Below are 12,599 nucleotides of genomic sequence, written 5' to 3' on the forward strand. Positions count from 1 at the left end.
GGTGCAGGTGCAGGTGCTGCTGCCGGCGGACCGCAGCCATCCGCGTCCGACCCTGTATCTGCTCGACGGGCGCAGCGCGAGCAACGAGTACAACAACTGGACCGAGCGCGGTGGTGCGGTGCAGTTCTTCGCCGACAAGGACGTCAACGTCGTTCTCACGATCGGCGGCCCGGCGGGGTACTACACGGATTGGCAGCATCCGGATCCGGTGCTCGGCACCAACAAATGGGAGACCTTCCTCACCCGCGAACTGCCGCCGCTGATCGACGCGACATTCGAGGGCAACGGCCGCGATGCCGTGGAGGGGGTCTCGATGGGGGCGGAGGCGGCGATGATGCTGGCGATACGCGATCCGCAGGCGTATCTCGCCGTCGCCGCCCACAGTGGTTGCTACGCAATGGGTTCGGACTTCGGGCAGGCGCAGGCGCGGGCCGTGGTGCGTACCTACGGCGGCGATCCGGACAACATGTTCGGCAAGCAGGACGATCCCGATTGGCTCGCCCACGATGTGATGATGCACGCCGACACCCTGCGCGGTAAGGCGATCTTCCTGTCCGCCGGTTCCGGTGTGCCGGGGCCCTACGACGTTCCGGGCAATCCGGAAGCGGTCTCGACGATCGGATTCGGCGGCCCGCTCGAGGCCGGCGCCAACGCCTGCACGATGGCTCTCGCGGATCGGCTGGAGCGCATGCGGATCCCGGCCGACGTCGATCTACGCCCGGTGGGGACGCATTCCTGGCCGTACTGGAAAGACGAGCTGCCGAGGGCTTGGCCCACCCTGGCGGCAGCCCTCGGCGTGCGCTGACCGCCGCGCGGGTTCAGCCGGCGAAGCGCGCGGCGGTGTCCGGTGCGGTGGCGAAACTCAGGAACCGATCGTTCTCGTGCGGATCGCCCGCGGTGATCCGCACCCCGTCGGTGCCGTAGGGCCGCACCAGGACTCCGGCTTCGGCACTGGCCGCGCCGAACTCCGCGCTGCGCTCGCCCAGCGGCAGCCAGACGAAGTTGGCCTGGGACGGAGGCACCCGATATCCGGCCGCCAGCAGCGCGTCGCGCATGCGTTCCCGCTCCGCCACCACCTGATCGGTGCGGTCGAGCAGTTCGTGCCGTGCCTGCAGGCAGGCCATGGCCGCGGCCTGCGCGAGCCGATTCACGCTGAACGGGATGTGCACCTTCATCAGTGCGGTGATCAGTTCCGGGTCGCCGACGGCATAACCGACGCGCAGGCCCGCGAGCCCGTAAGCCTTCGAAAAGGTATGCAGCACAACGACATTCGAGCGTCCGCGGCCGATCTCCACGCCGTCGGCGCGGTCGTCGGCGGGCAGGCGCAGATACTCGAAGTACGCCTCGTCGAGTACCACCAGCACGTCCTCGGGGATCGCGTCGAGGAAGCGGGTCAGTTCGGCACGGCCGTACGCCGTTCCGGTGGGGTTGTTCGGATTGCAGACGAAGACGAGCCGGGTGCGCTCGGTGACCGCGGCCGCCATCGCGTCCAGATCGTGCGCGAATTCGTCGTTCAGCGGTACCGGCACGGCCGTCGCGTTGCCGACCTGCGTGACGATCGGATACGCCTCGAAGGAGCGCCAGGCGAACACCACCTCGTCGGCGGGAGAGGCGCATGTGATCTGCACCAGTTCCTGGCACAGGGCGACGCTGCCGCAGCCGATCGCGACATTCTCGACCGCTACGTCGTGGAACTCGGCGATGGCTGCTCGAAGTTCGCCCGAGGAGTTGTCCGGATACCGGTTGATGAGTTCGGCCGCCTCGGCGATCACCTTGGCGACACTCGGCAGCGGGCCCTGGGTGGTTTCGTTGCTGGCCAGTTTCACGGCGCCCGGATGGCTGCGCCCCGGAGCGTAAGCCGGAATGGACTCCAGGTCCGGACGAATACGAGCACTCACCCCCACACCTTAATTCCTCGCACGTCGCGGCGGCCCGGCGCGGTTGTCTCGGAGGTGCCGCCGGTCCGTCGGCGGGCCCGAACCGGCTGGGCGGTATGTCGGAAATTTTTTCGAGGAATGGGTACTTCCGTGCAACTTCTCCCGAATGTGACGGATGCGAACTACCCTGGTTTCATGTCGGGCATCTATCGAGATGAAGCACCATTGCGCGACAGCGGGCAGGTGGTCGACGGCGCTCCGGACCCGGCGGCCGGAGGTCGGGTGCCCATCACGGTGATCGAGCCGGAGGGTTACGCGCGCGGCGGCATCGTCGTACTCCACGAGTCCCGTCAGTTTGCCGATGTATTGCTGGAAATGATGAAATCGCTGGCCGGTGAGGGCTGGATCATGGTGGCGCCCAATCTGTTCCACCGCTTCGATCGGCAGGGTGGCCACGGGGACGGCGCCGGGACGGTCAACGACCGCGATCTGGCCGCCGTCGGGGCGCGGGTATCCGACGGGCCCGGCGCGGTCGCCACCGCGGTCGCGGGCGGCGCCGGGGCCGAGCAGGTGTTCGGTGCGGATCTGTTCGCCGATTTCGACGCCTGCTTCGACTGGCTGGTCGGCCGGGGTGTCTTCCCCGACACCGTGGGTGTGCTCGGCTTCGACAACGCCGGCACCGCCGCACTGCTGGTCGCCACGAACCGGCCCATCGGGGCCGCCGTGAGCGTCGCGGCACCCGGCATCGTGGAGCCGCTGACAGCGGAGGCGGCGGCACTCGTCGACGCCGCACCACAGCTGCAGGCTCCCTGGCTCGGCCTCTACGGCAACGACGATCCGGTCAACCCGTCCGGCCACGTCGAACGCCTCCGTGATGCGGCGGCGCGCGCTTCGGTGGCCACGCTGGTCGTGAGCTATCCGGGTCTGCATCACCGCCCGGACCATCCCGGCTTCGATATGGCCGACTTCGAGCAGCTTCCCGAGGAGGAGAAGCGGCAGTTGATCGACGCGCAGACCAGAATCTTCGATTGGTTCGACAGTCACCTACGTTGACCAGCCGTTTTGCGTCCTGACCGGTTGCTCTGTACTCTTGCCTCTCGGCGGTTCGAAAGGACCGGCGCCCTCGAAAGAAGGCTCCAGGAGGCGTGCCAGAGCGGCCGAATGGGACTCACTGCTAATGAGTTGTCCCTTCACGGGGACCGGAGGTTCAAATCCTCTCGCCTCCGCCACGCCCGGGTAACCGGGCACACAACTGAACAAGACCTGCGCCCGTAGCTCAACGGATAGAGCATCTGACTACGGATCAGAAGGTTGGGAGTTCGAGTCTCTCCGGGCGCGCAGAAAGAAGGCCCCGTCGCATTGCGGCGGGGCCTTCTTCGTATTCCGTCGGCGGAGCCGGTTTACCCTGGCCGGGTGGAGGATCGCACGACCGGGTGGGAGATCGTGCGCCCGCGTGAGGTCGCGGACGGGCTGGCGATGCTCGGGTATCGCGATCGTGACGATGCCGGGCTCGAGCTTCGGGTGGCGGTGATTCCGGCGGTGACCGTGGCGGTTGATTTCGGTGGCGGTGGGCTGGTTGTGGAGACGACGGCGGCCAGTCGGGCGAGTGGGGGGATGGTGGCCGGTTTCTCCGGGGGGCTGACGGCTATTCGGGCGGAGCGGGCGGCGTGTGTCGAGGTGCGGATGTCGCCGCTGCGGGCGTATTCGGTGCTCGGGGTCGGGCCGGGGGAGTTGGGCGCTGCCGTGGGGTTGGACGAGGTGTGGGGGGTGTCGGCGGAGCGGTTGCGGGGGCGGCTGGCGGAGGCGGAGGATTGGGAGGAGCGGTTTGCGCTTACGAGAGCGTTTCTGGCGCAACGGTTCCGGGCCGATCGCACGCCGGATCCGGAAGTGGTGGCCGGGTGGAATCACATCGTGACGAGTCGCGGTCATGTCAGGATCGCCGATGTGGCCGAATCGTGCGGCTGGAGTCGTAAACGGTTGTGGACGAGGTTCGAATCGCAGGTCGGGCTCACCCCCAAGCGGGCCGCGATGCTGGTGCGGTTCCGGCATGCGGTCGAGGGGCTGGTGGCGGGCCGGCCGGCCGCCGATGTCGCGGCGTCCTGCGGGTACAGCGATCAGGCGCACATGTCGCGGGAGATCGCGAGTTTCGCCGGTCGCACGCCGGGCACGCTGGCACGTGAGACGCACACCCCGATCGGGCAGCACCGCTACCGAGCCTGGGGAACATTTTTTCAAGACCCGGCGGGGGTGGCCGGCCGAAAGTGAGGGCCCGAACGAGAAAGGGCCGGCCATGGCAGACGACGATCTTCACGATTTCGAACACGCGACTTTCACTCATGAGGGCAAGTCCCGCACGATCTTTCGGCAGGGCAGCGGGCCCGCGGTGATCGTCATGGCGGAATTCCCGGGCATCTCGCCGGATGTCTTCGACTTCGCCCGGCGGGTGGCGCGCATCGGCTGCACCGCGGTGGTGCCGCATCTGTACGGGAATCCGGGGCGGGACCCGGATCCCGCCGCGCACGGCACTCTCGCCGCGGTGGCGAATATCGCCGGTCAGTTCGGGCCGATCTGTGTCAGCCGGGAGTTCGTGGTGCTGGCGACGGGGCGCACCTCACCGGTGGTGCAGTGGTTGCGGGCGCTGGCCGAGGCCGAGCATCGGCGGTGCGGCGGGCCCGGAGTCGGCGCCGTCGGGATGTGTTTCACCGGGGGATTCGCGCTGGGGATGGCTGTGGACGATCGGCTGGTCGCACCGGTGCTCTCCCAGCCGGGTCTGCCTTTGGGTTTCACCGCGCGGCAGAAGAGCTCGATCGACGTCTCACCCGACGATCTCGACCGCATCAAACAGCGATGTGCCGCAGGGCTTTCCGTGATGGGCCTGCGCTTTCGCGGTGACCGTCGCTCACCGGCCGAGCGTTTCGACTTCCTCCGCGCGCAGCTCGGCGACGCGTTCATCGCCATCGAACTCGACGACGCCGCCGCCAATCCGGACGGCGTGCTGAGCGCGCATTCGGTGCTCACCGAACATCTCATCGACGAACCGGGCGAACCGACTCAGGCCGCGCTGCACCGCGTGCTGGATTTTCTCGCCGAGCGGCTCGAGGTTCCGGGACGTGTGGATCGGTGAGTCCGGCGCCTCACAACCACGCGGGCAGATTCGGCAGATATCCGGTGAGCCCCACGCCGTCGCTGCGGCCGATCAACCATGCCAGCAGCTCCGCTGCGGGTCCGGAAATGGTGTCGGAAGGGTCGGGGCCCACCTTGGCGGTGAAATCGGTGTCGGTGGCGACGAGGGTGAAGCTCGGCGGCGGTGGCTGATCCGGGTCGGAGGTCATCGGCTTGGCATCGGCGGGGCGGTGGGCAGAGGCCGCATGGTCGAATCCGGCGGACACCTCCGGCAGCATCCGGGCCACGAAGGCGGCCGGCCAGTCCGCGGGCCGGTAGCCGATGTTCAGGTCGACGCGGTGAATCTCGATCTCGCGCAGGCGCAACCACGGCACCACCGCGGCGGCCAGTTCCTTACCCGTGCGCGCCCGCACCCGGTACTGCCAGCGTTCCGGCGGCATGGCCCGGGCCAGGCCGAGGAAGCGATCCGCGGACGCGTGCAGGTCGCTCAGCTGCTCGGCGAGCGGGCGCGGCGCACCGGCCTCGATATCGGAGTCGCGCAGCAATTGGCTTGCGTACTGCGGGGTTTCGATGCCCGTGCGGGCCCACAGCAGCAGGTTCACCAGTCCGTCGGCATTGCGGGACAGGTGGGCCAGCAGATGGCCGCGAGTCCAGCCCGGCAGCAGTGACGGTTCGGCGATATCGCTGTCGTGCAACGCTTCCACCGCGCCGACCAGGGACTCGGTCGCCGCGTGCACGGCTTCGAGCAGGTCGACGGGAACGGATGATTCCGGCGCTTCGCTGGTCACCCGGCTGACCCTACCCAGCGCTGGGAACGCTCGCTGGGCGAACTCGATTGCCGTCGGATAACTGTTCAGGTTCCCGACAGCTGATCGTCGACTCGGCAGGATAGGTATCACCGGTGGGAACCAGTCATCTGCTCCGATTCGCCCTCGCCGGCGCCGTACTCTGCGCGGCCGCCGCCTGTTCGTCCGGCGGCGGCGAACCACAATGGCGCACCGACCGGGACCGGCCGCTGACCGTATCGCTCGACGACCTGTCCGCCCGCACGGGCGGTGGCGCGGCCGTCGCCTTCGGCACACCGGCGCACGGCCGCCTCGACCGCACCGCCGACGGTTCCCTGCGCTACACGCCGGAGCCCGGCTACCAGGGCGAGGACACCTTCACGGTGACCACCTCCGATGCGGTGCACCTCTATACCACCGATATCGCGCCGCTCGGCGACTTCGGCGGCACCACGGTGCAGGGCAGCGGATTCGGGTCCGCGTGGACACCGGTGCCGGGGTCGGCCGACGAGTTCTACGGGCTCACCGACCGCGGCCCGAACGTCGACGGGCCCGGCAAGAACGAAAAGCTCGTTCCCATCCCGAATTTCGTGCCGAAGATCGGCAAGTTCCGGCTGACCGGGACGCGCGCGGTACTGGAATCCACCATCGACCTGAAGAACCGCGCGGGCGTCGGCTTCAACGGACTGGTCGACACCGCCGCGTCGACCGGGGAGACCATGCGCGACCTGGACGGTCACACCTTGCCGCCCATCGACCACGGCCTGGACCCGGAGGGACTGGTCGCCCTGCCCGACGGCACCTTCTGGGTCTCGGACGAATACGGTCCGTTCCTCGTGCACTTCGACGCGTCCGGCACCGAAATCGAGCGTCTCGCACCGGGTTCCGGCCTGCCGCGGGAACTGACGATGCGAACGCCGAATCAGGGAATGGAGGGCCTGACCGTCACACCGGACGGCCGGCGATTGGTCGGCGTGATTCAAAGTGGTTTGCAGACACCGGGTGTGGATTCCGCACGGGAAGTGCCGATGACCCGGATCGTCACCGTGGATCTGCAGACCCGCGCCGTCGCCGAATTCGTCTATCCGCTCGAGGATCCGAAACGGAAACTCGCCGTCTCCGAAATCACCGCACTCGACGACCACACCTTTCTCGTGGACGAACGCGACGGTGAACTCGCGCCCGAGGCGAACAAGAAACTGTGGACGATCGATCTGAACGGCGCCACCGATATCGGACCCCGAGCGAATGTGCCCGGCACCCGATACGACCCGAATCTCGGGCTGCTCGTCGGTGACATACCGCTGGAAACCTATGTCGGCAAGGTATCGACCGCCGACGGGATCGCCGCGCTCGGCAAGGCCGGAATCACCCCGGTCGCGAAGAAATCGAACCTGGACCTCGCCGGATTGGTCGCGGGACTGAATCCCGCCGGCGGATTCTTCGGCCACGACAAAATCGAGGGCGCCGCCACCACCGACGGCGGCCGCACGCTCTACATCTCCGACGACAGCGATTTCGGCCTGGCCGGAAGCACCGGCAGCGTGGCGCCCTTCGGCCTGAAACCCAAAATTCTGCCGGACGGCCGCCAGGACACCGGTGAAATCCTGCGGGTCGACACCGGGGCGCTCCCGGCGCGCACCACAGCGCACACCGTCACCGTCTCGGTGGGTTAGCCGGCATTCTCAGGCTTTACCCAAGTTCCGCACAAATGCATGCCAGTCGACGCTGTCACCGTGGGTATATGAGCACAGTTGTCGAGGTACTGGTAATGGGCGTCATGCTGGCCACCTTCGCGGCCATGGCGATCGCGGGCGCGGTGGCGGAATCGGCGCCCCGCTCGCTGGTCATGCTGGGAAACGAGGAGCCGGAGGCCGTGCGCGCTTCCGCCCGTCGCCGCTGATCGCACGCTGCGCGACCCAGATCTGCACGGCGAGCGCGATCAGCCACAGCGACATGGATCCGACCTGGATGCGCTGGGCGATGCCCAGTGCGTAATTGCCCGGCAGATTGTCGGCGATCAGCATCCAGGCGGTCGCGGCCGAGCCGATGATCAGGATCCACAATCCGGAATGCCGCAGAATCGGCCAGCGCCGATAGCGGAAGGCGGCGACGCTGAACGCGATCATCGCCACGAATATCGACGTGACCGCCAGCGTGCTGGTCAGCGCGTGAATCTGGTGCAATTGCGGAAACATGCCGCTGTCCGACGGCGGGCACGGCGCCGAGCAGGTGTGCAAGGGCCATTGCGCATCGGCGATCGTGGACGCGCCGAAACAGCCCAGCGCCACCCAGCCCACGGTCGACAGACGTCGCCGCGAGAAGACGAACATCGCCGCGACCGCGGAAATCAGGGTGAGCGAACCGGCGATCGTGTCACCGAGATCGAACACCCAGCGAAAAGGACGGCCCTCGGCATCCAATTCGCTGAGGAACGACCTGATCGGGTTCAGATGGATCGGCAGGACGAACTCCAGGATCCACGACGAATAGCAGACGCCCGCGACGGCGACGGCGGCCGCGATCATCGAGCGGACGAGGCGGAACCGCACGCGCACGGGCGCGTGGTCTCGATCCAGTACGGCGACCGCACCGGATTCGTCCGCCGCACGATCGTGCGGCCCGCTCGGCGTCATTGCCCTCGTTTCACGTCATCGCCCACGTTCGGAAAGTGCCGTATTCCCGCTGCAATGTCGGCTGCACTTCCATCATGGTCTATCGCCCGGACAAAGCCGACTGCACCCGATCCGCGGCGGCGACCGAATTCTCGTGTTCCCAGATCCGCACCACCAGCCAGCCCGCGGCGGTGAGCCGCGCATCGGTATCGCGGTCGCGGGCCACATTGCCGGCCAATTTCTCCGCCCACCACTCGGCGTTGTTCTTCGGATAGGTGGCGTGTTCGGGGCAGCGGTGCCAGAAACACCCGTCCACGTACACCGCCACTTTGCGACGCGGGAACACCAGGTCGGCGCGGCGGCGCAGACCCGGAAGCGGAGCCCGGTCCACGAAATACCGCAGGCCCCGCCGATGCAGTTCGGTACGCAGCGCGGTCTCCGGGGCGGTACCCGTGCGCCGTTGCCGGGCCATCCGGGCACTGGTCACCGCGTCGGTGACGGGACGGCCGGAACTCATGCACAACCCTTACAGCGTCCACCCGCGGGCCGGTGTTCCCGGGGCCCGATTCGGTGACCGATTCGACACGTCACACCGCCGCCGAGACGTACGGGACACCCGGACTCTCCCGCGGCAGGCCTCCCATGCGGATCAGGTGGTTCTCCATATCGGCGATGAAGCCGGGCGGGAAGCGCAGCGTGCCGCGCGCGGCACGGCGCAGGAAACCGGCGGTCGCGCGCGCCGACAGCAGGCGGGCGTCGTCGAGGAACCAGCGCAGATCCTCGTACGGCTCGTGCACCGGCCATGTCGACACCGGGACCCGGTAAGCCTTACCGGTATGGCCCCACGCCGCCGCCGGCCAGCGATGCGCGGTCAGTGGCGCGTACTCCGCGGCCACCCCGTCGGCGGGGGCGGCCAGGCGGGATCCGATCCACGACGCCATCCGCACACTCACCGCATTGCCGACCAGTTTCCACCGATGTCCCGGACGGACCCCCGCGGCGGCCAGTGCCGGCGCGGTCCAGTCGTGGGAAAAGCCTTGCAGCCGTTCGGCATCGGTGATTCCGGGAGTGACGATCTCACCGGCGGGCAATCGGACCGCGGGCGGGCTCGCGATACCGAGCCCGGACCCGCCCTTCAACGTCGGCACCGCATTCACCGCCCAGCCCAGTCCGCGCACCCCCTCGGTCCAGTAGAAGCCACAGGGGTCCACCTCGGGATCGCCGATCGTGCGCGGCCCCGCATCGGTGCCGAACAGCACCGGCCGCGGATCCTCCGACCGCGACGCCAGCATCAGCACCCGCTGCCGCCGCTGCGGCAGCCCGAACGCGCGCGCGTCGACCACTCGGTAGGCCCAGGTGTAGCCCAACTCCTCCAACGCGGCCGTGATGTGCCGCATCGCCTGCCCGCGTCCCAGCTGCAACATGAACGGGACGTTCTCGATCAGCAGCCAGCGCGGACCGCGCTTGCGGCGAACCAGCCGGAACACCTCGTCGACCAGACCCGAACGCTCGCCGGTGATTCCCGCCGTCCGTCCCGCCTGCGAGAGGTCCTGGCAGGGAAATCCGGCCGCCACCAATTCGGTTCCCGCGGGCAGCGCGCGCAGGCGGGTGACATCAGCATGGGTTTCGACCTCGGGAAAGCGGGCGGACAGGACCGCGCGTGCGCCGGGATCGATCTCGCACAGCAGTTCGGTATGCCAGCCGTGGGCGCTCAGCCCGAGTTCCAAACCCCCGATTCCGGCGAACAACCCGACCATCCGCGTGTTGTTCACAGCCGGTGGTCCTTTCGCCCGAATCCCCGTCGGGCACCGGCGCGGTCGCGAAGGGCCCGGGTGTGGAGGTTACTCGAGCAGGTCGGCGACGTCAGCAGTCAGTGGGTGATGTTCGTCGGATGTGTGCGGGGGCGTGCGGTATTGGAGGCGGACTATCCGGTGAGGCACTGGCTGTGTTTTTGGCCTCCGCTTCGCTCCGGCGGGGTCTCGGCCCCTTGGGCCTCGATTTTTCACTCCTCCGGTCAGTCGCTGCGCTCCCTCCCTCCGTCGCTCCAAAATAGAGGCGGGCCGAGACCCACCACTGTGCACTGTCGCGGAAAGTGGACCGGACGGCGGGACCTTTGAGGAGCGGCTGTGCTGTTCGGGCGTGCGCAGCGGCGTAGCGGTCGAAAATCGGTTGGCGGGCGGCGGGAGCGCTGGCAATCTGGAAGGTCGTACGCGCGCTCGGTCGGGGGCCGGGGCGGTGCGGTGGTGATCGATTCGGCGAAAGACGACCTGGCGAAGGGGGATTGTTGTGTCCGTCGCTACGACGGAGACCGTATCCGATTCGGAGGACGACAGAACCGGAACGGTCGACGAAGACTTCGGCGCCCGAGTGACGGGCGCGGGTTCGCTGCGGCGTCTGTGGCCGGAGATCCGGCCCTATCGGGCGGCGCTGTTCGGCAGTGCGGTGCTGTCGGGGCTCGGCATGCTGTGCGATATCGCGTTGCCGTTCGTCACCGCGCGGATCGTCGACGGCCCGGTCGCGCAGCGGGATTTCGGCGGCATCTGGGTGCCGATCGGGCTGGTCGTGGGGCTGGCGGTGCTCAGCACGGTCACCTCGTGGTGGCGGCGGTGGATCATCGCGGCGCCGGCGAGCCGGCTCGAGGTGTCCTTGCGCGGCAAGCTCTTCCAGCGATTGCAGGTGCTCTCGGTCGGCGTGCACGACGGGATGGAGTCGGGGCAGCTCACCTCGCGCGCGATCACCGACATGTCCACGCTGCGGCGCTTCTTCGCCTTCGTCGCGCCCTCGCTGCTGTCACTGACTGCGACGCTGGGCGTCGGCGTGGCACTGCTGTTCGTCCTGAGCTGGCAGATCGGGCTGATCGAACTGCTCATCGCGGTTCCGCTCGTCCTGCTCGCACTGCAATTCGAACAGGGTTACGGTCGCGCCTCGCGTCGCGCGCAGGACCAGTCCGGGCATCTCGCCACGACGGTCGAGGAGTCCGCGCAGGGTATCCGCGTGCTGAAGGCGTTCGGCCGCGGCCCGTGGTTCGGACGCCGGTTCCGCGCCGAGGCGCGGGAACTACAGACCCTCGAGCTCGCCAAGGTGCGGTTGGCCGCACGGCTGTGGACGGCATTGAACACGTTGTCCGCGTTGGGTATCGCGGCCGCACTCGCCGTCGGCGGGTATCTGCTCACCGAACAGGCGATGACGGTCGGCGCCCTGGTCGCCGGCATCACGCTGACCACCTACCTGCAGTGGCCGATCATGGGCTTCGGCTTCCTGCTGGCCGAGATGAACCACGCCCGCACCGCGGCGCAACGGTTCTGGGAGGTGATCGATACACCCGTCGAGATCACCGATCCGGAACATCCCGTCGCCTCGCCGCGGCCGCTGCGTGGTGAATTGCGTTTCGACCGGGTGCGTTTCCGCTTCCCGGACGCCGACCGCGATCTGCTGCACGACATTTCGCTGCGGCTGCGGCCGGGCGAGACGGTCGCGGTGGTCGGCGCCACCGGCAGCGGTAAGTCGGCGTTGCTGGGCCTGGTGCCGCGATTGTTCGACGTCGCGGCGGGCGCGGTGACGATCGACGGAATCGATGTGCGCTCGATGCGGCTGTCGGATCTGCGGTCGCAGGTCTCGGTGGCCTTCGAGGATCCGGTGCTGTTCTCGGCCAGCGTTCGGGAGAACATCATCCTCGGCTATCCCGACGCCGGCGAGGAGAGGATTCGCGCCGCACTCGAGGTGGCCTGCGCCGCGCGGTTCGTTGACGAGTTGCCGTGGGGCCTGCGCACCCGGATCGGGGAGCAGGGCATGAGCCTGTCGGGCGGGCAGCGGCAGCGGCTGGCGCTGGCGCGAGCCGTGCTGGACCGGCAGAAACACTCCGGCGGGCACATCGTGGTCCTGGACGACCCGCTCTCCGCCCTGGACGTGAGCACCGAGGAACAGGTCCAGGTGCGGCTGCGCGAGGCGCTGGCCGGAGCCACCGTGCTGCTGGTGGCCCACCGCCCGTCGACCGCGGCCTGGGCGGACCGGGTGGCCGTCCTCGACGGCGGCCGCATCATCGCCGACGGACCTCACGAACGACTACTCGAAACCTGTTCGCGCTACCGGGAATTGATGGGAGGTGAGCTCGATGCCGGAGAACCCGAGCGAGGACGCAGCTTCGCGCACGAACACTGACCGGGTGGGCACGATCACCGACCGCCCGGGCGCCGCGGCGC

The 12,599-nt window shown here is 68.4% G+C and carries 12 protein-coding genes and 2 tRNA genes; 9 read left to right on the plus strand and 5 right to left on the minus strand.

The genetic code is table 11. The annotated features are described in order from the left end of the window. A partial coding sequence (locus tag RJ03_RS00880) for an alpha/beta hydrolase (RefSeq protein ID WP_036497135.1) occupies positions 1-805 on the plus strand: 805 nt, incomplete at its 5' end. A gap of 13 nt (positions 806-818) precedes the next feature. On the opposite strand, the gene hisC is transcribed toward RJ03_RS00880, so the two are convergent. After that, positions 819-1,898, minus strand: a complete 1,080-nt coding sequence (gene hisC / locus RJ03_RS00885; RefSeq protein WP_036497148.1) for a histidinol-phosphate transaminase — start codon at positions 1,896-1,898, stop codon at positions 819-821. A gap of 174 nt (positions 1,899-2,072) precedes the next feature. On the opposite strand from hisC, the gene RJ03_RS00890 reads away from it, so the two are divergent. The 5 genes from RJ03_RS00890 to RJ03_RS00910 all read left to right on the plus strand — a co-directional run bounded on the left by RJ03_RS00890 (position 2,073) and on the right by RJ03_RS00910 (position 5,001). Next, positions 2,073-2,930: a dienelactone hydrolase family protein gene (locus RJ03_RS00890; RefSeq protein WP_036497149.1), complete on the plus strand. Its 858-nt coding sequence runs from the start codon at positions 2,073-2,075 to the stop codon at positions 2,928-2,930. 86 nt (positions 2,931-3,016) lie between these two features. Further along, positions 3,017-3,106: transfer RNA gene (locus RJ03_RS00895), tRNA-Ser, on the plus strand. 36 nt (positions 3,107-3,142) lie between these two features. Then, positions 3,143-3,215 (plus strand) — tRNA-Arg (locus RJ03_RS00900). Positions 3,216-3,290: 75 nt separating this feature from the next. Then, positions 3,291-4,142: a helix-turn-helix domain-containing protein gene (locus RJ03_RS00905; protein ID WP_245552147.1), complete on the plus strand. Its 852-nt coding sequence runs from the start codon at positions 3,291-3,293 to the stop codon at positions 4,140-4,142. Between the two features lie 25 nt (positions 4,143-4,167). After that, positions 4,168-5,001: a dienelactone hydrolase family protein gene (locus tag RJ03_RS00910; RefSeq protein ID WP_036497136.1), complete on the plus strand. Its 834-nt coding sequence runs from the start codon at positions 4,168-4,170 to the stop codon at positions 4,999-5,001. A 10-nt stretch (positions 5,002-5,011) separates the two neighbouring features. On the opposite strand, the gene RJ03_RS00915 is transcribed toward RJ03_RS00910, so the two are convergent. Continuing rightward, entirely contained in the window at positions 5,012-5,788 is a 777-nt protein-coding gene (locus RJ03_RS00915; RefSeq protein ID WP_036497137.1) for a maleylpyruvate isomerase family mycothiol-dependent enzyme, read from the minus strand. Positions 5,789-5,901: 113 nt separating this feature from the next. Between RJ03_RS00915 and RJ03_RS00920 the strand changes: the two genes are divergently transcribed. Both RJ03_RS00920 and RJ03_RS36880 read left to right on the plus strand, forming a co-directional pair. Continuing rightward, positions 5,902-7,461, plus strand: a complete 1,560-nt coding sequence (locus RJ03_RS00920) for an esterase-like activity of phytase family protein (protein WP_036497138.1) — start codon at positions 5,902-5,904, stop codon at positions 7,459-7,461. A gap of 68 nt (positions 7,462-7,529) precedes the next feature. Beyond that, positions 7,530-7,688, plus strand: a complete 159-nt coding sequence (locus RJ03_RS36880; protein ID WP_157121598.1) for a hypothetical protein — start codon at positions 7,530-7,532, stop codon at positions 7,686-7,688. Here RJ03_RS36880 and RJ03_RS00925 read toward each other — a convergent pair. The 3 genes from RJ03_RS00925 to RJ03_RS00935 form a co-directional block, all read right to left on the minus strand. Beyond that, on the minus strand, positions 7,633-8,313 hold the full coding sequence (locus RJ03_RS00925) for a DUF998 domain-containing protein (protein ID WP_051024103.1): 681 nt from the start codon (positions 8,311-8,313) through the stop codon (positions 7,633-7,635). The genes RJ03_RS36880 and RJ03_RS00925 overlap by 56 nt on opposite strands. A gap of 187 nt (positions 8,314-8,500) precedes the next feature. Next, positions 8,501-8,917: a very short patch repair endonuclease gene (locus tag RJ03_RS00930; RefSeq protein ID WP_036497139.1), complete on the minus strand. Its 417-nt coding sequence runs from the start codon at positions 8,915-8,917 to the stop codon at positions 8,501-8,503. Between the two features lie 70 nt (positions 8,918-8,987). Continuing rightward, entirely contained in the window at positions 8,988-10,157 is a 1,170-nt protein-coding gene (locus RJ03_RS00935) for a DNA cytosine methyltransferase (RefSeq protein WP_036497152.1), read from the minus strand. A 529-nt stretch (positions 10,158-10,686) separates the two neighbouring features. Here RJ03_RS00935 and RJ03_RS00940 point away from each other — a divergent pair. Beyond that, positions 10,687-12,558, plus strand: coding sequence for an ABC transporter ATP-binding protein (locus tag RJ03_RS00940; protein WP_083870519.1), 1,872 nt, complete (start codon positions 10,687-10,689; stop codon positions 12,556-12,558). Positions 12,559-12,599: the final 41 nt, after the last annotated feature.

Source organism: Nocardia aobensis NBRC 100429 (genome assembly GCF_000308375.1).
GTDB classification, from domain to species: Bacteria; Actinomycetota; Actinomycetes; order Mycobacteriales; family Mycobacteriaceae; genus Nocardia; species Nocardia aobensis.

Excerpts from the sequence above, each read along its gene's own strand:
- RJ03_RS00890 (WP_036497149.1), top strand. The coding sequence starts at position 2,073 with ATGTCGGGCATCTATCGAGATGAAGCACCATTGCGCGACAGCGGGCAG.
- RJ03_RS00910 (WP_036497136.1), top strand. The coding sequence starts at position 4,168 with ATGGCAGACGACGATCTTCACGATTTCGAACACGCGACTTTCACTCAT.
- RJ03_RS36880 (WP_157121598.1), top strand. The coding sequence starts at position 7,530 with ATGAGCACAGTTGTCGAGGTACTGGTAATGGGCGTCATGCTGGCCACC.
- RJ03_RS00925 (WP_051024103.1), bottom strand. The coding sequence starts at position 8,313 with ATGATCGCGGCCGCCGTCGCCGTCGCGGGCGTCTGCTATTCGTCGTGG.
- RJ03_RS00930 (WP_036497139.1), bottom strand. The coding sequence starts at position 8,917 with ATGAGTTCCGGCCGTCCCGTCACCGACGCGGTGACCAGTGCCCGGATG.
- RJ03_RS00935 (WP_036497152.1), bottom strand. The coding sequence starts at position 10,157 with ATGGTCGGGTTGTTCGCCGGAATCGGGGGTTTGGAACTCGGGCTGAGC.